At 61.1% G+C, this 25,079-nt stretch carries 22 protein-coding genes and 1 tRNA gene; 13 read left to right on the top strand and 10 right to left on the bottom strand.

Going from position 1 to position 25,079, the window contains the following annotated elements:
- Nucleotides 1-147 precede the first annotated feature (147 nt).
- Nucleotides 148-2,451, bottom strand: a complete 2,304-nt coding sequence (locus tag AB7828_RS16715; RefSeq protein ID WP_441230667.1) for a TonB-dependent receptor — start codon at nt 2,449-2,451, stop codon at nt 148-150.
- A gap of 361 nt (nt 2,452-2,812) precedes the next feature.
- Between AB7828_RS16715 and AB7828_RS16710 the strand changes: the two genes are divergently transcribed.
- Nucleotides 2,813-3,478 (top strand): response regulator transcription factor, encoded by a 666-nt coding sequence (locus tag AB7828_RS16710; protein ID WP_089266246.1) that lies wholly within the window; start codon nt 2,813-2,815, stop codon nt 3,476-3,478.
- Nucleotides 3,475-4,809: an ATP-binding protein gene (locus AB7828_RS16705; protein ID WP_441230666.1), complete on the top strand. Its 1,335-nt coding sequence runs from the start codon at nt 3,475-3,477 to the stop codon at nt 4,807-4,809. Before AB7828_RS16710 ends, AB7828_RS16705 begins: the two co-directional genes overlap by 4 nt.
- A gap of 5 nt (nt 4,810-4,814) precedes the next feature.
- Here the strand turns inward: AB7828_RS16705 and AB7828_RS16700 are convergent, their stop codons facing one another.
- The gene (locus AB7828_RS16700) at nt 4,815-5,522 is read right to left on the bottom strand and encodes a Crp/Fnr family transcriptional regulator (protein ID WP_175367835.1); all 708 of its coding nucleotides are present in this window, start codon (nt 5,520-5,522) and stop codon (nt 4,815-4,817) included.
- A gap of 151 nt (nt 5,523-5,673) precedes the next feature.
- On the opposite strand from AB7828_RS16700, the gene AB7828_RS16695 reads away from it, so the two are divergent.
- Nucleotides 5,674-6,117, top strand: coding sequence for a pseudoazurin (locus AB7828_RS16695; RefSeq protein ID WP_441230665.1), 444 nt, complete (start codon nt 5,674-5,676; stop codon nt 6,115-6,117).
- Between the two features lie 24 nt (nt 6,118-6,141).
- Nucleotides 6,142-7,350 carry an NnrS family protein gene (locus AB7828_RS16690; RefSeq protein ID WP_441230664.1) on the top strand — a complete coding sequence of 403 codons (1,209 nt, stop codon included), beginning with the start codon at nt 6,142-6,144 and terminating at the stop codon, nt 7,348-7,350.
- A gap of 15 nt (nt 7,351-7,365) precedes the next feature.
- Here the strand turns inward: AB7828_RS16690 and AB7828_RS16685 are convergent, their stop codons facing one another.
- On the bottom strand, nt 7,366-10,626 hold the full coding sequence (locus AB7828_RS16685; protein ID WP_441230663.1) for a PAS domain-containing protein: 3,261 nt from the start codon (nt 10,624-10,626) through the stop codon (nt 7,366-7,368).
- A gap of 366 nt (nt 10,627-10,992) precedes the next feature.
- Here AB7828_RS16685 and AB7828_RS16680 point away from each other — a divergent pair, with 366 nt between their 5' ends.
- The 4 genes from AB7828_RS16680 to AB7828_RS16665 all read left to right on the top strand — a co-directional run bounded on the left by AB7828_RS16680 (nt 10,993) and on the right by AB7828_RS16665 (nt 12,791).
- The gene (locus AB7828_RS16680) at nt 10,993-11,364 is read left to right on the top strand and encodes a phasin (protein WP_115033036.1); all 372 of its coding nucleotides are present in this window, start codon (nt 10,993-10,995) and stop codon (nt 11,362-11,364) included.
- A 268-nt stretch (nt 11,365-11,632) separates the two neighbouring features.
- Complete coding sequence (locus tag AB7828_RS16675; protein WP_068728746.1) at nt 11,633-12,067, top strand: phasin; 435 nt, start codon at nt 11,633-11,635, stop codon at nt 12,065-12,067.
- A 151-nt stretch (nt 12,068-12,218) separates the two neighbouring features.
- Nucleotides 12,219-12,295 (top strand) — tRNA-His (locus tag AB7828_RS16670).
- Nucleotides 12,296-12,560: 265 nt separating this feature from the next.
- The gene (locus AB7828_RS16665) at nt 12,561-12,791 is read left to right on the top strand and encodes a hypothetical protein (protein ID WP_089266247.1); all 231 of its coding nucleotides are present in this window, start codon (nt 12,561-12,563) and stop codon (nt 12,789-12,791) included.
- A 20-nt stretch (nt 12,792-12,811) separates the two neighbouring features.
- Here AB7828_RS16665 and AB7828_RS16660 read toward each other — a convergent pair whose 3' ends face one another.
- A complete protein-coding gene (locus tag AB7828_RS16660; RefSeq protein ID WP_441230662.1) occupies nt 12,812-13,459 on the bottom strand; it encodes an SGNH/GDSL hydrolase family protein in 648 nt (215 codons plus the stop codon).
- Nucleotides 13,460-13,727: 268 nt separating this feature from the next.
- Between AB7828_RS16660 and AB7828_RS16655 the strand changes: the two genes are divergently transcribed.
- The 3 genes from AB7828_RS16655 to AB7828_RS16645 all read left to right on the top strand — a co-directional run bounded on the left by AB7828_RS16655 (nt 13,728) and on the right by AB7828_RS16645 (nt 15,414).
- Nucleotides 13,728-13,979, top strand: a complete 252-nt coding sequence (locus tag AB7828_RS16655; protein WP_441230661.1) for a hypothetical protein — start codon at nt 13,728-13,730, stop codon at nt 13,977-13,979.
- Between the two features lie 173 nt (nt 13,980-14,152).
- Nucleotides 14,153-14,524, top strand: a complete 372-nt coding sequence (locus tag AB7828_RS16650) for a hypothetical protein (RefSeq protein WP_441230660.1) — start codon at nt 14,153-14,155, stop codon at nt 14,522-14,524.
- Between the two features lie 209 nt (nt 14,525-14,733).
- Complete coding sequence (locus AB7828_RS16645) at nt 14,734-15,414, top strand: ParA family protein (RefSeq protein ID WP_068728738.1); 681 nt, start codon at nt 14,734-14,736, stop codon at nt 15,412-15,414.
- A 93-nt stretch (nt 15,415-15,507) separates the two neighbouring features.
- Here the strand turns inward: AB7828_RS16645 and AB7828_RS16640 are convergent, their stop codons facing one another.
- Nucleotides 15,508-17,895: an EAL domain-containing protein gene (locus AB7828_RS16640; RefSeq protein ID WP_441230659.1), complete on the bottom strand. Its 2,388-nt coding sequence runs from the start codon at nt 17,893-17,895 to the stop codon at nt 15,508-15,510.
- Between the two features lie 266 nt (nt 17,896-18,161).
- Nucleotides 18,162-18,437 carry a metal-sensitive transcriptional regulator gene (locus tag AB7828_RS16635; RefSeq protein ID WP_089266249.1) on the bottom strand — a complete coding sequence of 92 codons (276 nt, stop codon included), beginning with the start codon at nt 18,435-18,437 and terminating at the stop codon, nt 18,162-18,164.
- Here AB7828_RS16635 and AB7828_RS16630 point away from each other — a divergent pair.
- On the top strand, nt 18,436-20,871 hold the full coding sequence (locus tag AB7828_RS16630) for a heavy metal translocating P-type ATPase (RefSeq protein WP_441230658.1): 2,436 nt from the start codon (nt 18,436-18,438) through the stop codon (nt 20,869-20,871). The genes AB7828_RS16635 and AB7828_RS16630 overlap by 2 nt on opposite strands.
- A gap of 253 nt (nt 20,872-21,124) precedes the next feature.
- Here the strand turns inward: AB7828_RS16630 and AB7828_RS16625 are convergent, their stop codons facing one another.
- On the bottom strand, nt 21,125-22,018 hold the full coding sequence (locus tag AB7828_RS16625; RefSeq protein WP_089266250.1) for a LysR family transcriptional regulator: 894 nt from the start codon (nt 22,016-22,018) through the stop codon (nt 21,125-21,127).
- Nucleotides 22,019-22,050: 32 nt separating this feature from the next.
- Nucleotides 22,051-23,016 carry a thioredoxin-disulfide reductase gene (trxB, locus tag AB7828_RS16620; protein WP_315843819.1) on the bottom strand — a complete coding sequence of 322 codons (966 nt, stop codon included), beginning with the start codon at nt 23,014-23,016 and terminating at the stop codon, nt 22,051-22,053.
- A gap of 261 nt (nt 23,017-23,277) precedes the next feature.
- On the opposite strand from trxB, the gene AB7828_RS16615 reads away from it, so the two are divergent.
- Nucleotides 23,278-23,757, top strand: coding sequence for an Lrp/AsnC family transcriptional regulator (locus AB7828_RS16615; RefSeq protein WP_068730339.1), 480 nt, complete (start codon nt 23,278-23,280; stop codon nt 23,755-23,757).
- 144 nt (nt 23,758-23,901) lie between these two features.
- Here the strand turns inward: AB7828_RS16615 and AB7828_RS16610 are convergent, their stop codons facing one another.
- Both AB7828_RS16610 and greA read right to left on the bottom strand, forming a co-directional pair.
- The gene (locus tag AB7828_RS16610) at nt 23,902-24,306 is read right to left on the bottom strand and encodes a DoxX family protein (RefSeq protein WP_089265916.1); all 405 of its coding nucleotides are present in this window, start codon (nt 24,304-24,306) and stop codon (nt 23,902-23,904) included.
- Nucleotides 24,307-24,507: 201 nt separating this feature from the next.
- A complete protein-coding gene (gene greA / locus AB7828_RS16605; protein WP_068728727.1) occupies nt 24,508-24,984 on the bottom strand; it encodes a transcription elongation factor GreA in 477 nt (158 codons plus the stop codon).
- Nucleotides 24,985-25,079: the final 95 nt, after the last annotated feature.

Raw genomic sequence — 25,079 nt, 5'->3', positions numbered from 1 at the left:
GCATATCTGCAATGTCAGGTGGAATAGCGCAGTGGGCGTTCGAATGTCAGTGACTGGACGTCGCGTGACAAAAGATTAGATTGATTCCAGATTCGAAGGTGGGCCGCAGATAAGCAACAGCTTACCTGCGGCCCGAGATGAGAGATCTTAGAAGTTAGCCGTTACCGAAGCCCGGAACGCACGCGGCGAGCCCGGCGTGATGTTGTTGGCCGCATCGGCGGTGGCGTAGTAGCTGGTATCGAACAGGTTCTCGATGTTCAGCTGGGCACGCCACGTCTTGTCGAGCCGGAAGTAGATTGCGGCATCGACGCGGGTGAAGGCTTTCAGCTTCACTGTATCATCCGACGTAGCGAAGAAGTCGTCGTAATGGATGATACCGAGGCCGGCACCCCACATCTCATTGAACTGATATTTGTTCCACATGGTGAAGGTGTTGAACGGCACCAGGCCGACGCGGTTGCCCGCGACGATTGTGGCGGAGCTGGCATCGACGATGCGCGCGTCGGTGTAGGCGTAGCCGCCGGTGACTTGCCACTGATCGGTGACATAGCCGGTTAGGCTGAGCTCAGCACCCTTGGTGTTGGTCTTGCCAAGGGCGACGACCTGGCCGCCCACGATGAACCTCTGGTTCTCCCGGTCGAGATCGTAGACGGCCGCGGACGCCTGCAGCCGCGGGGTAATGTCCCACTTCACGCCGACTTCGTTGTTGATGAATTTCTCCGGCACGGTGACGGCGAGCGATGGCGTCAGCGAGCTGAACTGGTCGCCAGCGCTTGGCAGATACGAAATGCTGTAGCTGCCATAGACCGAGACGTTGTCGACCGGCTTGATAATCACGCCGGCGCGCGGCGAGACAAGGTTGTCGACACGGCTGTCTACGGTGCCGCCCGGATTGAGGTTCTGCGACGTGAGGTCGAAGCGATCGTAACGAACGCCGCCGATGAACTGCAGGTAACGGCTGACTTCGATCTGATCCTGAATATAGACCGATGCGATATCGAGCGTCGCATAGGAGTTGTTGTCGGAGGCGTTGTTGTGGATGAACGACCACGGGGCAAAGGTGGTCGGGCTGGACGCGAGAACGGGCAGGGTCGTGCCGCCGTTGATCTGGCCGGTGTTGCGGAGGCTGAACGTGTTCTGCCGTCCGAACTCGGTACCGAAGACGATGGTGTGCAGCACGGGGCCGGTATTGGTCTTGTAGGTCCAGTCGGTTTGATTGAAGAGGTTTTCGCGCTGAGCAAGGTTGTTGTAAGCCGAGATTGACGCGATACCGCCCGGTGTGACGAACGTGCCCGTGGTCGGGAAGACGTTCTGGTAGAATTTGTCGTAATTGGCATAGCGCGACGAATTTTTGACCGAGAGACCGTTGTTGAAATCGTGATCGATGACGGCGTTGGCAATGTGGACGTCCTGCTTCGAATAGCTCTGGTCCGGATTGCCGAAGAAGGTCGACGCATTGGTTGCGAATGGCACCGTCGGGCGTGCATTCGTGGGCGCCGGCACGGTGCCCTGTGCCGGGATGCCGCGATCCGCGGTGCGGTCGTCATGCAGATATTCGTAGCTGAGCTTGACCTTGGTATCCTCGCCGCGGATTGTCACGGTCGGATTGATGCCATAACGCTCCAGGTGACCGTAGTCACGATAGGTTCCGGAATTCTCATACATCGCGTTGATGCGCGCCGCGACGTTCTCGTTCACGGCGCCGCCGGTATCGATCGTCACGCGCTTGTTGTCGAACGAGCCGCCCTGAACCGTCACTTCGCGGATCGGAACGCCGTCGGCTTCCTTCTGCACGCGATTGATAACGCCGCCACCGCCGCCGCGGCCAAAGATCATGGCATTCGGCCCCTTCAGGACCTCGATGCGCTGGGTGTTGTAGAGATCGCGGAAATACTGCACGTCGTCGCGGATGCCGTCGATAAAGAAGTCGGCATTGGTGCGCTGCCCGCGGATGACGACGTCATCGCGATTGCCTTCGCCCTGATGCGGAACGACGCCCGGCACGTAGCGGACCGCTTCGCCAATGCTGCGGAAATCCTGATCCCGGATGAATTCCTTCGTCAGCACCGTGACGGATTGCGGCACGTTAAGGAGCGCGGTGTTGGTCTTGGTGCCGCTCGAAATGTTCTGGGTGATGTAGCCGACCTGGCCGGACTGTGCGTCCTGGGGGTTGACGCTGAGCGGCTGCCGAACCGGCTGCGGCGCAACGGGGCGCGTCCGGGCGACGCGGCCGGATGCGGCGCGTTGCGGCTGGGCGCGGCGTACGCGCGGTGCGCTGGGAGCGTCGACTTGCACCGGCGGCAATGTCGATGCGCCGGAATTCGCATTCTGCGCAATTGCCGGCTCTGCGATGCAAAATCCCGCCGCGATGATGGCCGCCGCGCTCGTCGAAATCAGAAAAGCTTTGCGCGCCGCCGTGCCGCGCTCCCCGATAGAAGTCCTGGAAGTCATTACTACGCCCCTGAAATATTCTCCGCTCATGCAAATGCCGGCGGTCCTTGTGCTTCCTCGGAAACACTTGGACACATCTGCAATTCGGAGTATTAGGCGCGAATTAGATGGCGTTTAGAATAAATCGAACTTCGCGGGATATGCCCAAGGTGTGTGATCTACGCACCAATGGCGTCTAGATAATTTGTAATCGTTCTAAACGAGGGGCGGCGGCTAGCCAGCGCCAAACGATTGGTCACTGGACAAGCGCTGCGCGTAAGCGCCGCAGTCACCGACACTTGGGATAAGGGAATATCGGGATGCCTCCGATGTTGTCTGACTGACTGACCTTCCGAAGGTCCTGCAGGCACGAGATTGAATGATGCGCGTTCTACTGATCGAAGACGATGCCATGTTCGGCAAGGCGCTGGTGCGCGGCCTGAGCGAGAATGGCATGAGCGTCGACTGGGCGCGCAATGGCCGTGATGGCTTCGCCGCGATGGACCGGTCGGAATATGCGGTTGCACTGATCGATATCGGTCTTCCCAAGATGTCCGGTCTCGACGTGCTCAAGGCGAAAAGAAAAGCCGGTATGACCACGCCAGCCCTTATCATCACCGCGCGGGATGGCGTGTCCGACATGGTGGCGGGTCTCGATCTCGGCGCAGACGATTACATCGTCAAGCCGTTTGAATTGCCGGTACTGCTCGCGCGAATCCGCGCAGTCACGCGCCGCGCCAATGGTCGCGTGGTATCGCTCATGACGTCTGCGGAGATCACGCTGGATCCATCGACGCAGGTGGCGACGTTCCGCGATATCAAGCATCTGCTGTCGGTGCGCGAATTTGCGGTACTGCAGGCTTTGATGGAACGCCCCGGGCAAATCCTGTCGCGCAGCCAGATCGAGAGCCGGATTTACGGCTGGGGCGAGGAAGTCCAGAGCAACGCAGTCGACGTGCTGATTCACGGGCTGCGCAAGAAATTTGACAAGGACATTGTCCGCAATGTCCGCGGTGCGGGCTGGATGGTCACCAAGGAGGGCGCATGACGTCGTTGCGAAAGACCGTGATGACTTACGTCACGGGACTGCTCATCTTCGTTGGCGTTGCTGCGGCCATCACGTCCTATTATTTCGTCAAATACGAGGTGAACAGCTTCCAGGACAACGCTCTGCACGAGGTTGCGCTTACGGCGGGCATGGTGTTCCGCCATGATATCGAGCCGCGGATCGATGCCGAACTGGAAGACCAACTGGTAATCCAGATCTGGGATCAGTCGAAACAGCCCATTCATCGTTCAGGCCCTTCGGTCGATATCCCGTTTCAGTCGGAACTCGGCTATGCCGACGTGACCGCAGGTGGGGAGCGCTGGCGCGTGTTCAGGTCGCGCGACGCGACGCATGCGATCCAGGTTGCGCAACGCTGGAGCGCGCGTGAGGAAGTCGCCGCCTATGCGGCCGCTGGCGCTGCGGTGCCGTTGATCGCCGCCATTCCGATCGCATGGCTGATGATCTGGTGGGCGGTCAAACGCGTGTTGTCTGGCCTTGGGACGCTATCGTCGGATATCGGGCAGCGCAGTGCCGATGCGAAGGATGCACTTAGCCTGAAAGGTGTGCCGGTTGAAGTCGCTCCGCTTGTGACAGCCATGAACTCGCTGATCGAGCGACATCAGACCGCGCTGGAGACCCAGCGTCGCTTCGTGTCTGACGCGGCACATGAATTGCGGACTCCGCTCGCGGCCCTTCAGATCCAGATCGACAATCTGCGATCGCGGGAGCTCAATGGGCCTGAGCGTGAAATAGCGCAGGATCTGCTCGACGGGATTCGAAGGGCCTCCTATTCGGTCAACCAGCTGATGACCATGGTTCGCGCCGATGCCGGCATCGAAAGCGAAGCCGAAGTCGTCGATGCGGAGGCCTTCGTGCGGCTGGTGGTGTCCGGTTTCGTGTCCATCGCCGAGGCAAAGGGCGTCTCACTCGCGATCGCACCGGGGACGCGTGATGAATTGAATGTCCGTGCCGCGGATCTCCGGCTGATTGTCTCGAACCTGCTCGACAATGCGGTGCGCTACACGCGCGCCGGCGGCGCGGTCAGCATCAAGGCTGTGCGCCGAGGCACGGATTTCGTCATCGAGGTGATCGACAGCGGATGCGGAATACCGGAATCCGCCGTGCCGTATCTCTACGACCGCTTCTTCCGTGCGGCGCCGATGGATATCGATGGCACCGGGCTCGGATTGGCGATTGCCCGGACGGCGGCGGATCGTAACGGCTTCAGCCTCGATATCGCAAACCGCGACGATGCTCAGGGCGTCAGGGCTGCCGTCTCGATCCCACTCGGAGAAGTGTCGAACGAAGCCAGGCAGTTCGAAGCGGCGTAACCGCGCTACGCGTCGTCACCTGGAACCGCATCAGCGAGCGCACGCAATGTCTCGGGTTCGCGCAGCACGATGCGCTGCCGGCTGCTTTCGATCAGCCCGCGCTGTTCCCAGGTGCTGAGCGTGCGGCTCACGGTGAAGACCGTGGCGCCGGTCATCTCAGCGATATCCTGACGGCTCAACTGGAAATCGATCTCGATGCCTTGTGCTGTCTTGCGGCCTGATTGGTTCACCAGTCGCAGCAGGGCGTGAGCAACGCGCTGCTCGACCTGCTGGGTCGACATCTCGACCACGCGCGTATGCGCTTCCTGCAACCGGCTACCGACGGTCTTGAGCGTATTGGCGGCGAGAGCAGGATAGTCGGCAACCAGCCGCGTCCAGATCGTGGTAGGCCACACCAGAACCACGCTGTCATCCACCGCCGTTGCCGTCGCCGGATAAGTCGTAAGCCCCATCGCCTGACCGATCCCGAAGATCTCACCGGTCGCGACATAGCGCACAATCACCTGTTCGCCGGCGGGCGTCATCTTGGTCGCGCGGATATGGCCATGGAGCAGTAGATAGAACGAATGGACGTCCTCGCCCTGCTCGAAAATCACCTTGTTCTTCGGGACGCGGATCGAATGCGCCTCGCGCAGGATCGCCTCGCAGGCTGCGGTATCGAGACTCTCGAACAGCGGCAGATGCGCGACCATGGAGCTGTCGACTGCCGACATGCGTTCTCCGTCAAATTTCCGTTCCGGCCACTTCTAGACCGTGATTGCGGGCGTCGATCAAGCGGAAGTTTGCGCTGGCGCAATGTCGCTGCCCCGCCATGCGCCTAATTTGGTGCATCCGGCTGAAATGACCGGTTTACGGAGAAACACGATGCGCAAGGCTCATATGCTTGCAACCGCCGCCGTCCTTTTCGCTCTGACAGGCGCCGCTGGCGCTGCGGAGGTCGAGGTCAAAATGCTCAACAAGGGCGCTGACGGGGCCGCCATGGTGTTCGAGCCCGCATTGGTCAACGTGCAGCCCGGCGATACCGTGAAATTCGTGTCGACCGACAAGGCGCACAGCGTTGAATCGGTCAAAGGCATGCTACCCGCCGACGCGACGCCCTTCGTTGGCAAGATGAGCCAGGACCTCGTGGTGACCTTCGACAAGCCCGGCGTCTACGGCGTGAAATGCGCGCCACATTACGGCATGGGCATGGTGGGACTGGTGGTGGTCGGTACGCCAACCAACGCGGCTGAAGCCAAGGCAGTGACCCATCCCGGCAAGGCCAAGACAGTGTTCGCGACGTTATTCGAGAAAGTCGCTGCGAAGTAACACACCCCAAACGGGAGAGTAACGATGACGCTTCTTCGTGTTCGCTCCATCGCCGATTGGCCGTTGCTCTCGGCCGGCTTCCGCCCTTTTTTCCTGCTCGGTGCGTGTTATGCCGGCTTGGGAATTCTGGTTTGGATGCCGGCCTTCCATGGCCGGCTGGCTCTGGCCACCGGTTTTGCGCCGCGCGATTGGCACATTCACGAGATGCTGTTCGGCTTCATGTCGGCCGTGGTCACCGGCTTTCTGTTCACGGCCATTCCGAACTGGACCGGCCGGTTGCCGATCCGGGGCTTGCCATTGCTCGGGCTGGTCGTCCTCTGGATCGCTGGGCGCGCTTGCATGACATTTTCGGCCTATACGGGCTGGCTCGTGGCGATGCTGGTCGATGTGAGTTTCCTGACGCTGGTCGCTGCCGCTGCAACCCGCGAGATCGCCGCGGGGCGCAACTGGCGCAATCTGCCAGTGGTCGGCATCGTCGCCTTCCTGCTGCTCGGTAACATCGCCTTTCATGTTGAAGCTCATCTTGCTGGCGTCGCAGACGTCAGCATCCGGATCGGCGTCGCGGTCGTGGTGTTGCTGATCTCGCTGATCGGCGGGCGGATCATTCCGAGCTTCACCCGCAACTGGCTGGTGCGCGAGAATCCCGGTCGGCTTCCAGTGCCGTTCGCGCGTTTCGATATGGTTGTCATTGCCGTCAGCGCCGCTGCGCTGGTGCTGTGGATCGCGCAGCCCTTTGCCGAACTAACGGGAGTGGCTCTCGCTCTGGTCGGCTTGCTGCACATCATGCGTCTCGCGCGCTGGGCCGGCAATCGGACTTGGCGCGAGGGCCTGCTGCTGATCCTGCATATTGGTTACGCTTTCGTGCCGCTGGGTTTCCTGCTGAATGCCGCAGCGGCAGCAGGATGGGTCGCGCCCAGCGCCGGCCTGCATGCATGGATGGCAGGTGCGGCCGGCGTGATGACGCTGGCTGTCATGAGCCGGGCAACACTCGGTCATACCGGCCAGGCACTGCATGCCTCACGCACGACGCTGATGATCTATGCTGCCGTCATCGTGGCGGCACTGGCGCGGATCGGCGCCGTGATCGCGCCGGCTTACAGTCCGCCGCTGCTCCATGTTGCAGCATTGACGTGGGTCGCGGCCTTTATCGGCTTCGCCGTCTCATTCGGTCCGCTGCTGATCGGCTATCGCAAGCCACGCCGTTCCGACGCGGCGATGGCGCTCAGTCACTAAATCGGTGAAGGCCGCTCAGGCCTTCATCGCCGCATTCGAGAATGCCACCTCGATCAGCGTGCCCGAGCTCGGCGCGGTCTTGATCTGGAAGCGCGCGTTGTTGGCTTCGACGAGGGCTTTGGTCAGCGACAGGCTGACACCCGAACTCTCCGAAGAATCCGCCGGCGTCGAACTCCGGAACGGCTCCATCGCGGCGGCGAGTTCGTTGTCGTTGAGGCCGTGACCGGTGTCGCGGACGCGCAGTACGATCTCACCGAAGTCCGACAATGCGGTGGAGACGATCACCTGACCGCCGGCATTGGCGAGATGGATCGAGTTGCCGATCAGATTCAGCGTGATCTGCCGCAGCGCGCGGGCGTCGGCAACGACGGTCGGCAGCAGATGCGCCAGCGAGGTACGGATGATGATGCGGCCGCGATTGGCCTGCGGCTGCATCACCGCGACGCATTGCTCCACCATCTCGTTGAGGTTCTGCGTGGTGAAAGCGAGGTCAATCTTGCCGGTCTCGATGCGTGACAGATCGAGCAGATCGTTGACGATCGCGATGACGCGTTCACCCGAGGCCCGAATGTCTTTCATGTATTCGACATAGCGCTCGTTGCCGAGTGGGCCGAAGCGCTGGTCGACCATCACTTCCGCAAAGCCGATGATGGCATTCAGCGGCGTCCGGACCTCGTGGCTGATCCGCGCCAGCACATCCGCCTTGGCGGTTGCCGCACGATCGGCCTGGCGGCGTGCATTCAGCAGTTCGGTTTCGGTCTTCTTCGTCTGCGTCAGGTCGCGGAACACGGCAAAGAAGTTCGGTCCATCCGTGCGCGTGCGGCCGATGGTCATCGACAGCGACACGAGGCCGCCGGCGCGCACCTGGCCCAGGGCCTCACGGCCATGATCCATCAGGCTGGCCACGCCGGAATCCTTGACGCTTGCGAGATAGTCCTGCACCACGCGGCGGCTTTCTGCTGCGAAGAGGTCGGTCAGATTCCGCTGCGTCAGTAATTCGCCGCTATAGCCGAACAGTGCCTCGGCGCTGCGGTTGCAGGAATTGATGTTGCCTTCGGCGTCGAACATGATGACGCCTTCGGCCGTGGTATCGAGGATCGTGGCCAGATCTTCGGCATCGATATGGCCCGCGGGCAATGGCGCGTCCGCAACGGGCGCAGCGATCGTAACAGGGGCGGCGACAGGCTCTGCCTTGGGCGGAGAGAAAATCAGCGCATGCGCCGGTTCGTTGTCCCATGAAATCGTGTACAGGCGCGCTTCGGCAGGCACTGTGTTGCCGGACTGGTCACCGCCCGAAATCGTGACGGCGGTGCCGTCATCCGAGGTACTGGCCGCAGACGAAACATCAGCTCCGACATAGAGCGCATCGAGGCCACCTGCTTCTTCCAGTGCGTTCAGGCTTGGATAGTTCATCCGGGCGAGGAAGGCGGGATTGGCGAATAGCAGGCGATCGAGGCGATAGATCAGGACGCCGACCGGCATCAGGTCGAGCAGCACCTTGTCGCGCATCATCTCGCCGCGTGGTGCAGCCGGTGGCGTTGTCAGCCAGGCAGCCTGTGACACCGCCTCAGTTGGCTGAGACAAGGTCTGGGCAGCCGTCGGTGCATCTTCCGTCTCGCTGTCCGCTTCCGGTGTGTTCGTGCTTGTGATCAGTCCCGTTTCCGACTCAAGCCGCGCCGACAATTGCCGCGCAAGCTCGTTGAAGGCGCTGTTCTCGACAGGCGTCAGTGCCGGCGATCTGGGATCGCCTGGTCGAAATGGCACGACGTTCTCGGGTGGTTGCACGGTGCTGTCCGGTGTGGTTGGCGGTGGTGTCTGTTCTGGTATCGGGTTGGTGGTGAGGGTAATCGGTTCATCGAGACTGTCGCCGACAGGGCCGGCCTGCGCGACATCGGCGGATAATGGTCGGGGCGGTGGATCGCCGATGTGATCATGTCGACGCTGCTCGGCGAGCCGCGTCATTCCATCGAGGTCGCGGCAAACACCGAAACCGCGATAGCCGGTGAAATTGCGCTCGCGATCGAACAGCGGCAGGCCAGAGAGTTCGACAGGCAGGCGGCCACCGCCATCCACCGGCCAGAGCAGTGTGATGCCACTCCATGTCTGCTGCGTGGCCATCGCCTTGACGACGTGGCTATCGGGATCGAGATTGAATTCGGCTGTGAGATCGTTCCACTTACGGCCAAAGCCTGCCGCTGTGCGCGGGCCGATCAGGTGGACGAACTCGTCGGAGTTCAGTGTGAAACGCTTCTCCGCATCGATCTGCCATACGAAACGGAGCGGCGTCGTGCGCGGTTCGATCTCGGGCAGCGCGACGGATGCATGTTCGTCAGCAACGGCTTCGACGGTCGGCGTCTGCGCATCAGTCTCAGTCGGTGCGTCGGCATGTGCGATGGTTTCGGCGATCACCTCTTCGAGATGTACGTCGCGATCGATCTCGGCTTTTTCCGGCTCGATCGGAGCGTCGATGTCGATGGCGTTTTCGCTCGGGTCTTTTGCCCCGGTGGCCTCATCGAATTCGACAAACAGGTCGCTCGGCTCTGCAAGGGCGCTCTGTGGTTCAACACTGGCTTCGGGTTTTGTGGGAGCCTCGAGTTCTTCTTCGCTCGGTGCCGGATGCACAGCGCCCGGCGCGATCAGCGCCACCAGTCCGACATCGGCGCCGCTGCCCACGCGCTGCAGTACCATGCGGCCAAAGCCGATAGGTGTTTCGATGCGGCCGTCCTTCAGCGCGCCGTCGCGCGCATGATCGAGGCCGGCATCGGAGAGATTGCGAAAACCAAGCAGCGCCCGAGCCATTTCGTTGGCGCCGACGAACAGGCCGTCGCGTGCAAAGGCGGCGATCGGAGTGTCGATTCCCTCGACGAGATTTTGCAGCCGTTCGACCAGCGGCATGCCGCGGCCACCGAGCGGCTCCGCTGCGACAACGAGAATGCCGCTGCCGCCATCGGGAAATTCAAGCTGCGAGCAGGCGCAGGTCATCAAGCTGCCCAGCGCCGCGCCGAAGCCGCGCAGGCGCTCCAGCCGCATTGCGCCACTGGCCGGCAACCGGGAGCCGAGCTGGGCTATCTGGCGGCGATGGGTATCGGCGGGTCCGAAAGTCCTGGCAAACAGGTCCGCTGCGTTACGGGCGCCGAACAGTCGCGCGCCGACCGGATTGGCCCACAGCACACGGGTGCCGTCGCGCGACCACAGCCAGACCGGTTGGTTGCTGGTGGCGTGTACGGCCAGCCGTGCATCGCCAACGCCCCGCAACTGAAAATCCGCATTGTTCATCGGCACTTCATGACTGACTCGTTGGGCGCCCGTCCGGTATCCGCGTCACAGATTGCGGGCCAAACGATGACATCCTTAATAATTCGTTAGTATCGCCCGCGCGGACGCGCAGGTCCACGTCCCCGGCCCATTCCAGCAGGCCAAAGCAGCAATAACGTTAATCCGCTCCGAGGGTTCGGCATTCTGCCGAACGGAGGGGCTGGGCCATGCGTTGGCAGTTGCAAAACAAAAACAAAGGTCCACGATGGGATCGGACGAGGACGGGACGCCGCGTCACATCGGCGATGCCAAGCTCGGCTAGATTGCAGTGGGCGACACGGGAGACGGGGCCGTGGATGGCTTCGTCAATGCAAAATGGAGCGGGACATGACCGACCAATTCGAAATTCCGAAGGAAATGCGCGCAATGGCCGAAGCCAGCTTCGACCAGGCCAAGCAGGCATTCGAGAAGTTTCTGGCCAGCGCCCAGAGCACGGCGTCGTCGATCGAGAACCGCGGTGAGACCGTGCGCGCCGGCGCCAAGGATGTCAGCACCAAGGCCATCGCCTATGCCGAGAAGAACGTCGCCGCGTCGCTGGATTATGCCCAGCAGTTGCTGCACGCCAAGGATCTCGGCGACGTCATGCGGCTCCACAGCGAATACGTGCAGTCGCAGATGAAGTCGCTGGCAGAGCAGGCCAGCGAAATGGGCCAGATCATGAGCCGCGCTGCCATGGACGCCGCCAAGCCCAAGAGCTGACCGACCCCTGCGCTCTCCGTTCTGCAATCAATGGTTGATATTGAGCGGGTTCCATGACGTGGGCGCGCATTCGATCCGGGTCTCATGCGATTCTGCGGTGCAATATTCTGTTGCGCCGCACAATTCCGACATGATATTGCGGTAACCACAATGAGGCATCGCCGATGGCGATGCCGCTCTGTTTCCCGCCAGCTGATGAAAGGCACCGGTGCCTTTCGCAGCCTCCACGGGTTTATTGATTTCACCCCCACCACGAAGGATGCACGCTATGGCCGAATCGACCGATCCGTTCTCATCTTCCGTTATCCCGTTCCAGGTGCCGGAGCAGGTCCGCGCGTTCGCCGAAAAGGGCGTCTCGCAGGCGCGCGAGGGTTATGCCAAGTTCAAGGACGCTGCCGAGACCCATAACAGCACGGTTGAAGCCGTGTTCGGCACGGCCACCAAGGGCGCTGCCGAATATTCGGCCAAGCTGCTCGACATTGCCAAGACCAACACCAATGCGGGCTTCGACTTCGCTCAGTCGCTGATCGGCGTGAAGTCGCCTTCTCAGGCGATGGAGCTGTGGACCGCTTTTGCGCGCAGCCAGGTTGAAACCTTCACCGGTCAGACCAAACAGCTGGCCGAACTCGGCCAGAAGATCGCCACCGAGACCGCCGAACCGATCAAGACCGGCGCTTCGAAGCTGTTCCAGCCGGCCGCCTGAGCCGATCGCACCGCCAAATAATCGAAAGCCCTGGCCGCAAGCCCGGGCTTTTGTTTGCGCCAAAAATCATCATCGCGGCCTTGCCAAAGTGATGCGTTGCACCTAGTTTCCCGCCTGTTCGGGACCCCCTGATTTTGGGGCCGGTCAGGATGCAGTTGTAGCTCAGTTGGTTAGAGCGCCTGTTTGTGGAGCAGGAGGTCGGTGGTTCGAGACCACCCAACTGTACCATACAAATCAATCATTTAGCCGATTCGAGCCTGGCCGTTGCTTTGGGCTGCGGCAATGTCTGACCGCTTGGGGCGGGCCGGTAACGCCGGCGCGCCGGTCAGATCACTCAGCGTGCCCACGATCTGGCTCGGGGCTGTAAGGTTTCCGCACAAACAGCCCGCCTTCGGGCAACTCGACGTCGTAAATGCCCGCGTGCTTCCGCCGGGCCGGTCGTGGAACTCGATTGCCATCGTTCCGTTGGCTTCCCAACGACAGGGAGGCAATCATGATCGACGCTGATATCAGCAATACCGCTATTGCGATGATGTGCGACATCGCGCGCGCCTCTGGGCCCGATCTCAATGCCGAAAAACGTGCCGTGCTTGACGGGCTGATTGCTCAAGGGCTTGTCGAGGTAATCGATCAAGCCAAGCCGGCAGCGGGGCCGAAATTTAGGATCACGTTGAAAGGGCAGCAGCTCCTTGATGAGCGCGGCGTTGGCGTCAATGAGGCCTGATGCGGTTTTCTGCGTTGTTGTTACTTGCCTTTGCAGAGGACGTCGCTGACCCCGCCGAGAACCGCCTTGGTCCAGATGGCATAGCCGGCATCATTCAGGTGAATGCCATCGGTTGTGTATTTCGCTGGCATGGACGGGATGGTGACAAGGCTCGCGCCAGCATCGCCCGCGATGGTTGGCAGCAACGCGTTGTAGCTGTCGATCGCCCGGTCGTTGATGCGCGCGCTATCGGATTTGCCGGCTTCAACACGTGTCACCGTCGCGATGGCCATTCGCGGAGCCGTGGATTTTAGCGTCGCGAGCAAAGCGAGATAGTTGGTCCTGTATGAGTCCGCGTTCACAGGGACCGCAGCATCGTTGAGTCCGAGGGAGACGACGACCATGGCGGCCTGCTTCCCGCCAAGTGCTTTTGTCAGCATGGCATCGAGACCGCTCGATGTCGTCGATCCGTCGATTCCGGCATTGACGATGGGCCGACCGCAGACGGCACGGGGGAAGGTTGCGCGTTTGACGATACTGTCGCCGAGGATGATGACGGGATCATCGACCTGTTTCAATGCTGCCCTGATCAGAAGTGGGCGCGGCGGCGTCGCGTCATTTCCTTTGGGCCATGCCGCCCAGCCGCACAACCCCACGAAGCCGATAATGCCAATACGGGTCCAGTTCATGATCGTGGACCGCCCGCGCAGGTTCGGAGTATCGCTTTTGTCTCACTGTTCATCTTGGACCGTCTCTCGCACGAGGTCGCGACGGGGCAACGGCGCCGCGATGTCCGGGAGAAACTACAGGGCCGGCGCGAAGGCAAGCCCGATCCCCGTCACGTCCACCTTGCCAAGCTCGCAATCGTCTCCGACACTCCCACGATAACGTGCAACCAGGGGAGGAGTAATGTCGGTACGTCCAGGGATTTTGAGCGGGTCGCTTGCCATGTCACTCATGATCGGCGCGTCGTTCTTGGCGACGCCGTCGCAAGCTTATACCGACGATCAGCAACAGCTCTGCACCGGCGATGCCTTTCGGCTCTGCAGCGCGGCCATTCCCGATGTGGATCGCGTGACGGCCTGCATGATCCAGAAGCGGGCGCAATTGAGCCCGGGCTGCGCGCAATTCTTTCGGGCAACGCCGGTCAACGCGCGCAAACCCACGGTCAAGTCGCGAAGGGCGAAAAAACCGACTCGTCCGAGCTGATCAGGCTTCGCTCTCACGTGAACGGACGTTTAGTCAGCGTGCAGAACGGCGTGATCTCGCCGAGTCGCTGCACCGTGACGCCATCGATCGTGGCAAAAAAATGAACCCGTGACAAACTGACACGTTGGTATCACGTCACGAAGCAACATCTCCAAATCACAAGGAGCGTCATTTTGAGCAGCGAAACCAATATCGACTACAAGGCCGAACTCAATCGGCACCTTGCATGGTTCGAAACCAAACTTCCGCCCCGACCGGCTCGATTTGTAGGTTGGTTGCGCAAGCCCTCATCGAAGCTCATTCGATTCCCGCTTGGCATTTTGCTGATTATCGGCGGGATTTTCAGCATTCTTCCCGTGCTGGGCCTCTGGATGCTGCCGCTCGGACTCATCCTCATCGCGCAGGATATTCCGCCGCTGGAAAAACCGGTGGCGCAGTTTCTCGGTTGGCTTGAGCGAAAGTGGATCGAACGTCAGCGCGCGAAGGGCATTGTTATCGAAGGTCCGGACTCAACTCGTTCCAACGGCGCTGATAGCAAGATTTGAGCGCCTGACTTGATACCAGAGTGCGACAAAGTGGCGACAAGCGTACTACACCTGACTCATTTCGGGCCTGTTGCGCCGCACTGTGTGACTCAAAAACCAACATTCCAAACAAATCAGGCACATATCCTTGAATTACGCGTAAATATGACTTTAACGAATCAGCAGACTGATTCATTTTCGCCTCCTGGGGTCAATCTGGAGGCCAACATATGAACGTCATAGTTTTCGCATCGCGTAAAGGCGGCTCGGGGAAGAGTACCCTGGCTGCACATCTTGCTGCTCAAGTTCATAAATCAACGAAGCCTTGCTTGCTCATCGACGCGGATCCGCAGGGTTCGTTGACGCTGTGGCACAAGCTGCGGGGAACAAATGAACCGCCGCTGAAGATCGCAAATCGCAGCGTGACCGAAATGGTTGCCGCCGCGAAGCGTGATGGTTTCGAATGGGTGTTCATCGATACGCCGCCGAACACATCGGCTGTGGTCGACGATGCCATCAAGAACGCAACCATGGTGATCATTCCTGCGCGTCCCGGCGTGTTCGACGTCGACGCCGTACAGGCGACGATTCAGTCCTGCCGTTCGGCCCGCAAGCCCTATGCGGTTGTCATCAATGGTGCGCCGGCACGCCGTGACGATTCCGAAAGCCGTATCGTGACGATCGCCCGCGAAGCGCTCGCCAAGTTCAAGGCTCCGGTGTGGTCCGGTCAGATCACCAACCGTGCAGATCTCCTGCTCGCGCTTGGCAACGGCGAAGGCGCCCGCGAATATCAGGCAGAAGGTCGCGCAGCCAGCGAGATCGGGAAGCTGTGGGCGGCGATCGAACGTTCGATCAAGGCTATTCGCGGCAACGGATCGGCGACCGGCGCGATGCACAAGCAGGCGGCCTGATAGCCGTTCTGCTCTTTTGACCCCAGAAAAAGCGCGCGAGACTTTCGCGCGTTTTTTGTCGTTGGTATGACCGCGACGGTGGGGTGTTCACGCCTATGCTGAAATGGCGATATCTCCGGCGGGCGAGGTCACCCCTTGGGTGACTTCACGGAAGTTGTCTATGTCAGCCGGACGGCCGAGCAGATAGCCCTGCGCCTCGTCGCATTTCTCGTCGCGCAGGAATGCGAATTCCGCTTCGGTTTCCACGCCTTCGGCGAGCACCGGTAGCCCAAGCCCGCGGCCGAGGCCGAGGACGGCGCGCACGATTGCTGCTGCCTGGCTGTTGGTGTTCACCGACCTGATGAATGATCCGTCGATCTTGATCTTGTCGAAAGGGAATGCACGCAGGTTCGACAGCGACGAGTAGCCGGTGCCGAAATCATCCATGGCGATGTGAACGCCGAGTGCCTTGATCCGGCGAAGTGTCAACAGCGCGCGATCGAAGTCGCGAATCAGCGCAGTCTCGGTGATCTCCAGTTCGAGCCGATGCGGGGGCAGGCCGGTTTCCAGCAAGACCTCATGGACGGTTGCGACAAAGCTATCGTGGTGGATCTGAACCGCCGAGACATTGACCGCGATGGTCAACGGATGCTTCCACGTCGCTGCTTCACGGCATGCGGCGCGCAGCACCCATTCGCCGATGCCGAGAATGGCGCCGGTGTCTTCCGCAATCGGAATGAAGATGTCGGGGCGAATATTGCCGCGGACGGGATGGTTCCAGCGCAGCAGCGCCTCAAAGCCGATCACGCGGCCCGACTCCATGGTGCCCTGGGGTTGATAGACCACTTTCAGCTGATTGGCATCGATGGCGTTGCGCAGATCGTGTTCGAGCAGCCGGCGGTCGCGCACGGCTTCCCCCATTGCAGGTTCGAAGAAGCGCCAGGTCGCGCGGCCTTCGGATTTGGCGCGGTAGAGCGCGGTGTCGGCGCAAGCGAGCAACGTGTCGCGATCACTGGAGTCGTCGGGGCAGAGTGCGATGCCGACACTGGCGGTGACGCTGCCGAGTTCGAAGGTGGCGTCCTTGCTCCGGAATGCTTCCAGTATCCTGTCGGCGAATTGACTCGCAGCTGCGGGCGAGGTCAGGTTCGGCAAGAGAATGGCGAACTCGTCGCCGCCAAGACGCGCCATCATCTCGCCTTCGCCAAGCAGGGCGGTGATGCGCGCCGTTACGCTCTTGAGGACCTTGTCGCCGGCGGCGTGGCCGAACAGGTCATTAACCTGTTTGAACTGATCGAGATCCAAAGCGAGTACGGCGAGCGGGCGGTCCTTGGATAGTGTCGCAATCTCCTGATCGATTCGATCATGGAACGTGCCGCGATTGGGCAGTCCGGTCAGGGAGTCGTAGTGGGCGAGATAGCGGATGTGCTGTTCGGCCTGTTTGCGTTCGCGGAGGTCACGTACGGCGATGACCTGATGCGGCTCCCCTGCAAAGTCGATTCCACGCAGGATCAATTCGACCGGAATCGTCTGGCCGTTGCGCTGCCGCAGGCTCGCTTCCACCGATTTGTCAGGCTGGCTCATGATCTGCGTCCGCGTATCTCCGTCGGGGAAGCAGTCTTGCAGACGCCCGCCAATCAGCAATTCAGCGGACGATCCCGCCAGCGCGGCGAAGGACGTGTTGACCGTGACGATCGTGTCGCCGTCGCACACCAGCAGGCCTTCGACGGCAGCATTGGCGAGTCCGCGCATGCGGCCGGCTTCGAGATCGGAGCGGCGGTGATCACGGATATCCAGCACGATGCCGGCCAGCGCCAGACCAATGATGGCGAAGCTGATCAATGAGACGCCAAGTGCGAGCCATCCGGCGGGGATGGTGAGCGGCGAGACGGCGATGGTCGGATCCGGGGTGATCGTGACCGCGCTCATCGCCGTGAAATGGTGACTGCAGATCGCGAGCGTTAGCAGCAGCGCGCCGCTGATCTTCCAGCGCAGGGTGGTGCCATGCAACCCTACCGGAAGCGCGATCGCACCGAGCACGGCTCCCAATACGATCGAGACGATGACGAGCGTCATATCCCAGTCGATGCGCGCCTGAAGTTCGAAGGCGGCCATACCGGTGTAATGCATCGCCGCGATGCCGCCCGCGACAACGGCGCCGCCGATCCAGAGGCCGGCACGAAAATTCGGGATCAACGATACGGCGAGGCCGGCGCCGGTCAGCAGCAGCGCGGCGATCAGCGAGACGACCGTAAGTACAATATTGTAGCCGCTCGGCATCCCCGGCGAGAACGCCAGCATCGCTACGAAATGCGTGGCCCAGATGCCGAAGCCCGTGGAGATCGCGGATACCGCGAGCCAGACGAGGCGCATCTGGCCTGTGGCGCTTCGCGCATGACGGAGCAAGTTGATAGCAGCGAGGGACGCGATCGCGCAGATGATGGCCGCGAGTCCGACGAGCCTGAAATCATGGGCATTGGCGATGCAGTTATAGATCGTAAGCATGTACAGGTACCGCGAGCGGGATTACCGCAATTGCGCGGGACGTTAGATATAAGTACGTAAAGACACGTAAATACCGGCGATCGGCGCTATTAGATCGCCCCGTGTGCTATCGCTGCGCATGCTTATCCAGTCGTAAATTTTGCGGATATTCGCCGGCTCTTGATGACCTAAAGGTGTGGTCGCATTTCAGCGCCACCCTCACCGGGCAAAAAACGTAACGACTGATCAACCGTTTTCCAACATCGCGCCCGCTCGTCGCATTCGCGTCACCGGTCGACGCGACTGACCACGTCCATCAACTCGGCGATCTTGCGGCGTTGGTCGGCCTTGTCGCCTGATGAGATCGCGTGCTCCACGCAATGCGCGACATGGTCGCGCAGGATTTCTTCCTCGACGCGTCGCAACGCTGCGCGGGCCGCGGCGATCTGCGTAACCACATCGATGCAATAGCGGTCGGCCTCGACCATGCCGGCCAAGCCGCGGACCTGGCCTTCGATCCGTTTGAGGCGTTTTAAACAGGACGTCTTGATCTCGCTGCGCATGAGGTCCATATACCCCCATAGGGTATATGTTTCAAGAGGCGAGGTCACGGTGGCAGAGACAACTCACACGCATAGGGGGCACGATGCCCATGCCGGTCACACGCATGGCGCATGCTGTTCGCATGGTCACCATCACGACGAGGTTGCGCCGACCAAAGTGCTCGATCCGGTCTGCGGCATGACCGTCGATCCGGCGACCGCCAAGAACCGCCTGATCTATCAGGGTCATGAGTATTTCTTCTGCAGCGCGCGCTGTCGCGAGCGGTTCAATGCGGATCCCGAGGGTTTCCTGAAGCCGAAGGAGCCCGCGCCGCCCGCGCCGGCCGGCACCATCTATACTTGCCCGATGCATCCGGAAATTCGCCAGGAAGGGCCGGGCAGCTGTCCGATCTGCGGCATGGCGCTGGAGCCGGAGCAGGTCTCGCTCGACGACAAGCCCGATCCCGAACTGATCGACATGACCCGGCGCTTCTGGATCGCGCTGGCACTGACATTGCCCGTGTTCGTGCTGGAGATGGGCGCGCATCTCGGCCTGATGCAACTGGTATCGCAGACCACATCGAACTGGATCTCGTTGGTGCTGGCGACACCCGTGGTGCTGTGGGCCGGCGCACCGTTCTTCGAACGTGGATGGCGCTCGGTGGTAACGCGCAATCTCAACATGTTCACGCTGATCGCCATGGGCACCGGTGTGGCGTGGATCTACAGCGTCGTTGCGACCTTCGCGCCCGGTCTGTTTCCCGACACGTTCCGTGACCATCACGGTGCTGTGGCGGTCTATTTCGAAGCCGCTGCTGTCATCACCGTGCTCGTGCTGCTCGGACAAGTGCTCGAGCTGCGCGCGCGCAATCAGACGTCAGGTGCGATCCGCGCGCTGCTCGGTCTTGCGCCGAAGACCGCGCGGCGCATTGGCAAGGACGGTGATGAGGACGTCGCCCTCGATGCCATCGCCATCGGCGATTTGTTGCGGGTGCGGCCGGGCGAGAAAATTCCGGTCGACGGCGTCGTTACCGAGGGGCGTTCGTCGGTGGATGAATCCATGGTGACCGGCGAGTCCATGCCGGTGAGCAAGGCCGAAGGCGCGCGCGTCATCGGCGGCACCGTCAACCAGAGCGGTGGCCTCGTGCTGCGGGCCGACAAGATCGGCCGCGATACGATGTTGTCGCGGATCGTCGACATGGTCGCGAAGGCACAGCGCTCGCGCGCGCCGATCCAGCGTCTCGCGGATCGTGTCGCCGGCTGGTTCGTGCCGGCCGTGTTGGCCGCGGCGATGATCGCATTCATCGCCTGGGCGACATTCGGGCCGGAGCCGCGGCTCTCGTTCGCGCTTGTTGCTGCGGTCACTGTGCTGATCATCGCGTGCCCCTGTGCGCTCGGTCTCGCAACGCCCATGTCGATCATGGTCGGCGTCGGTCGCGGTGCCCAAGCCGGCATTCTGGTGCGTGACGCGCAGGCGCTGGAGCGGCTGGAAAGCATCGACACCATTGTGATCGACAAGACGGGTACGCTGACGGAAGGCAAGCCGAAACTGGTGAGCATCACGCCGGCGGAAGGGTTCAACGAAAGTGACATTCTGCAACTTGCGGCAAGTATCGAACGTTCCAGCGAGCATCCGTTGGCGCAAGCCATCGTCAATGAAGCAAAGCAACGCAATGTGGTGCTGAGCGATGCCAGTGACTTCGCCTCGCCGTCCGGCAAAGGTGCGTCGGGTGTGGTCAATGGCAAGCGCGTTGCGCTGGGCAATGCGATGCTGATGGACGAATTGAAAGTGGATACGACGCGCTCCGACGGCGTCGCCGAACTGGCGCGGCAGAACGGTGCGACTGCCATCTTCGTGGCCATTGATGGCAGCGTCGCCGGCGTGATGGCGATTGCCGATCCCGTGAAGCCATCGGCGCAGGACGCGTTGAAGAAGCTGCGCGCCGACGGCCTGCGCATCGTCATGCTCACCGGCGACAATGCGACGACGGCTAAAGCCGTGGCAAAGACACTGGGTATCGATGAGGTCGAGGCGGGTGTGTTGCCGGAGCGCAAGAGTGACGTGGTCACACGTCTGCGCGGCGAAGGCCGCCGGGTCGCCATGGTTGGCGATGGCGTCAACGATGCACCTGCGCTGGCTGCTGCGGATGTCGGCATCGCCATGGGGACCGGCACCGATGTCGCGATCGAGAGTGCTGGCGTGACGTTGCTGACCGGCGATCTGATGGGGCTGGTGCGCGCGCGCGAACTATCAAAGGCTGTGATGGGTAATATCCGTCAGAATCTGATTTTCGCCTTCATCTACAATGCGGCCGGCGTGCCGATTGCGGCCGGTGTGCTGTATCCGATCTTCGGCATCCTGCTGTCGCCGATGCTCGGCGCTGCAGCGATGGCGCTGTCCTCGGTGAGCGTGATCGGGAATGCGCTCCGGCTGGCGAAAGTGAAGCTGGACTGACAATTCGCGGGCGCAAAAAAAAGCCGGACTCAAACGAGTCCGGCTCTGAGGTATTGGCCTCGAGAGGCCGACACAATCACCTTCCAAGAGGGATTACTGAGACTTCGCACCACTGGAGGAGGGGGACAAATGCGCAGCGCAAAATCTCAGCGTCTGAGAAGTATGATCCCTGAAGGTGGCATGCAGCAACGCATCACTTGGCATGTCTGACATGCTGGGAAGCGTGGGCATATCTGCCCTGAAATATTGCGGGTTAGGACGGCCAGCGCTGCGCCTTGCTGACGATGAAGTCGCGGAACACCTGCACACGGGCGACCGTCTTCAACTCTTCGGGATAGACAAAATAAGTGTCGAGTTGAATCGAGTCCGACTCGCTGAAGAGCTGAACCAGACGATCGTTTTCTTCGACCAGGTAGTCCGGCAATGCTGCAATGCCCAAGCCCTGCTGGCAGGCGCGCATCAGGCCCAGAATATTGTTGACCTTGAAGTAGGGTTCGCGCGGGCCGGAGCCGTTGCGCCCGGCATCGATCAGCCAGCTGCGGTTTTGCAGGTGCGGGGACACCTGGGCGTCGCTCAGCATGATAATGCGGTGCCCGTCGAGTTCGTCGAGGGTGCGCGGGGTGCCGAAATGCTTGATATATTCCGGCGAGCAATAAGCGTGGAATCCCATGGCGAACAGCTTGCGCTGGATCAGGTCCGGCTGGGTCGGCTTGCGGGTACGGATGGCCACATCGGCTTCGCGCATCGACAGGTCGAGTTCCTCGTCGGTAACGATCAGCGAAATGCGGATTTCCGGATAGAGCGCGGTGAACTCGCCAAGGCGTGGGATCAGCCAGTTGATGCCGACGCCCGGGGTTGTGGTGACCTTGAGGTCGCCGCTCGGCCGCTCGCGGCTGTCGGTCAGCTTTGCGCGGGCCGCCTGAAGCTGCATGAACACGTCATGGGCGGTGCGGAACAGCAGGTCGCCCTGTTCGGTGAGGATCAGGCCGCGGGCGTGGCGGTGGAACAGCGAGACCGCCAATTCCTGCTCAAGCGCGCTCACCTGTCGTGAGACTGCCGATTGCGACAGGCCCAGTTGCTCGCCTGCATGCGTGAAGCTCCCCGCTTCCGCCGCCGCGTGAAACACCTTCAGCTTGTCCCAGTCCATATCTGTAAATCCGTCGCGGGTTCGTTTGATCATCATTCGGCCGCTGCGCGGTCATGAGCATGCGCGGCAAGATAGCGTTCGGCTTCGAGGGCGGCCATGCAGCCCATGCCGGCGGCGGTGACCGCCTGCCGATAGGTTTCATCCGCCACGTCGCCGGCGGCGAACACGCCGGGCATCGAGGTTGCGGTGGAATTCGGAGCCACTTCGACATAGCCCGAGGGCTTCAGCTTGATCTGGCCCTTGATGAGTTCGGTCGCGGGCGCGTGGCCGATGGCAATGAAGACGCCGTCGGCTGGCACCTGGGTGATGGCGCCGGTCTTGACGTTTTTCAGGCGCACATGGGTGACCTTGGCCGGGCCTTCGGTGCCGCAGATCTCGTCGAGCGCCGAGTCCCAGACCACCTTGATCTTCGGGTGCTTGAACAATCGCTCCTGGAGGATGCGTTCGGCGCGGAAATGGTCGCGGCGATGCACGATGGTGACCTGCGAGGCGAAATTGGTCAGGAACAAAGCTTCCTCGACGGCCGTGTTGCCGCCGCCGACCACGATCACTTCCTTGTTGCGATAGAAGAATCCGTCGCAGGTGGCACAGGCGGATACGCCGCCGCCCTGGAATTTCTCTTCCGACGGGATGCCGAGCCAGCGCGCCTGTGCGCCGGTGGCGAGAATGACGGTTTCGGCGAGATAGACATCGCCGCTGTCGCAGGTCAGGCGGAACGGACGCTGGCTCAGATCCATGTCACTGACCAGATCGGTGACGATCTTGGTGCCGACATGATGCGCCTGCTTCTCCATCTGCTCCATCAGCCAGGGACCCTGAATGACGTCGGCGAAGCCCGGATAGTTTTCGACATCCGTGGTGATGGTGAGCTGGCCGCCGGGCTGGATCCCCTGGATCAGGACGGGCTCGAGCATCGCGCGTGCGGCGTAGATAGCGGCAGTGTAGCCAGCCGGGCCTGAGCCGATGATGACGACTTTGGCATGGATGGGGGCGGCCATGGTCGAGTCCCTTTCTGAAGGGAAATTGGTCATTGCTGAGGCGAAATGTGCCGGCGAACACGTCGCTGCGGCGTCGAAAGTCTTGTCTGCTAGTGTAGAATATCTGGCGAGCCATGCAAGAATTGCAATTCGTCCCGGCAATTTTTCCCCCGGAGACACTTAATTTCTGCGATGCACGCGCAATAAAATTGCGCAAGTTGCGGCTCCTGCGCTAAGAGAGTTCAAACGGTTTGTTTGAATACCAGCCAGGATCCGCGCCGCGTGCCGAAAAGCCTAGACGACATCGACCTCAAAATTCTCAGCGAAATCCAGGCCGACGGCCGAATCACCAATGTGGAACTCGCCAAGCGCGTTGGCATCTCGCCGCCGCCCTGCCTGCGGCGGGTCCGGACCCTGGAAGAGGCTGGCTATATCCAGGGCTACCGCGGGTTGCTGGATCCCCGATTGCTCGGTTTCGACGTTACCGTGTTCGCCTCGGTCCACCTGTCGAGTCAGGCCGATGCCGATCTCAAGGCGTTCGAGGATTTCGTCCGCAAGGAGCCTTTGGTGCGGGAGTGCTGGATGCTATCGGGCGAGATCGATTTCATCCTGAAATGCGTGGCGCCCGACATGGCGACCTTCCAGGATTTCGTCGGCCATCTCACGGCCGCGCCGCATGTCCGCAACGTCCGCACGTCTCTGGTTCTGCAGAATTCGAAATACGCTGCCGCCGTGCCGCTCGAGCTGAGGGCTGCGGATTAGCAGTACTTTCTAAGAGCGAAGGGCGCTGACCGTGAAGTCAGCGCCCTTTCTTTGTGTAGGATGGGTAGAGCGAAGCGAAACCCATCACCTGAATGTGTGCACCGATGGGTTTCGCGAAGGCGCTCTACCCATCCTACCGTTCAATCAGTTCTTCTTGCGCAGTATAGCGTCGAGGCTGATCGGGCCTCCGCCTGACGTCGCAAGATAGAGGCAGGAGAAGCAGAACAGGATGGCAGCGGTGCCGCCGTTCAGCAGCGGCAGGAAAACCGGATCCGCGCCTTTAAACATGTGGCCGAGGAAGTAAGCGAAAGCCATTTCACCGGCGAGGATGAACGCAACTGGGCGCGTGAACAGGCCGAGCAGCAGCAGCGCACCGCCGACGAGTTCAAGCGTTGCCGCGACCTGGATCAACGGCGGGATATTCGCGAAATAGGGCAGAACCGGAAATTTGAAGATCTTGGCGATGCCATACTGCAGCAGCAGCAGGCCGGTGATGAAGCGGAAAAGGCTTAGTGCAGCAGGCTGAAATTTAGCGAAGGCTTGGTCCATGTCATTAGTCCCCCTGTGATGACCATCGTTTCTAGCATTACTGCAATGCAAAATGCTGGTCACTCTCGTGTGAAAACACGTGAGCTGTGGAAGTATTCCAGAAGTTTCCGTGAGTAGCGATGGCTGGATACCGCAATCAGGGGACAATAAAAAAGCCGCGCATCATGCGCGGCTTTCTTGTTTCGCGTTGAGCGCTGTCGATCAGCGCCACTCGACCTTGGTGATCTCATAGGCCTTGGCCCCGCCGGGAGCGACGACTTCGACCGATGCGCCTTTGCTCTTGCCGATCAGCGCACGCGCCAGTGGCGAGGTAATCGAGATGCGACCTTTCTTGGCATCGGCCTCGGGCTCGCCGACGATCTGCCAGACTGCCTTCTTCTCGGTGTCCTCATCGATCAGCGTCACGGTCGCGCCGAACTTGATGGTATCGCCGGACAGCTTCGAGATATCGATGATATCGGCGCGGGCGAGCTTGTCTTCGATATCGCTGATGCGGCCTTCATTATGCGACTGCTCTTCCTTGGCGGCATGATACTCGGCATTTTCCGAGAGGTCGCCATGGGAGCGCGCTTCGGCGATCTGCTCGATGATCCGCGGACGGTGCACCGACTGACGTTCCTTCAGCTCGACCTCCAGCGCAGCGTAGCCACCTGCTGTCATCGGGACCTTCTCAACCATTCTCTTCGTCCTCTAACGTCATGCGGAACGCGGCGGCGCGCGCATGAAACCATTCGTTCTGCAAGATGTCGGCTTGGCCGCGCTTGCAGCCAGCT

This window comes from Tardiphaga sp. 215_C5_N2_1 (assembly GCF_052076055.1).
Taxonomy (GTDB): Bacteria; Pseudomonadota; Alphaproteobacteria; order Rhizobiales; family Xanthobacteraceae; genus Tardiphaga; species Tardiphaga robiniae.
This window is presented reverse-complemented; position numbering and strand designations above follow the sequence as displayed.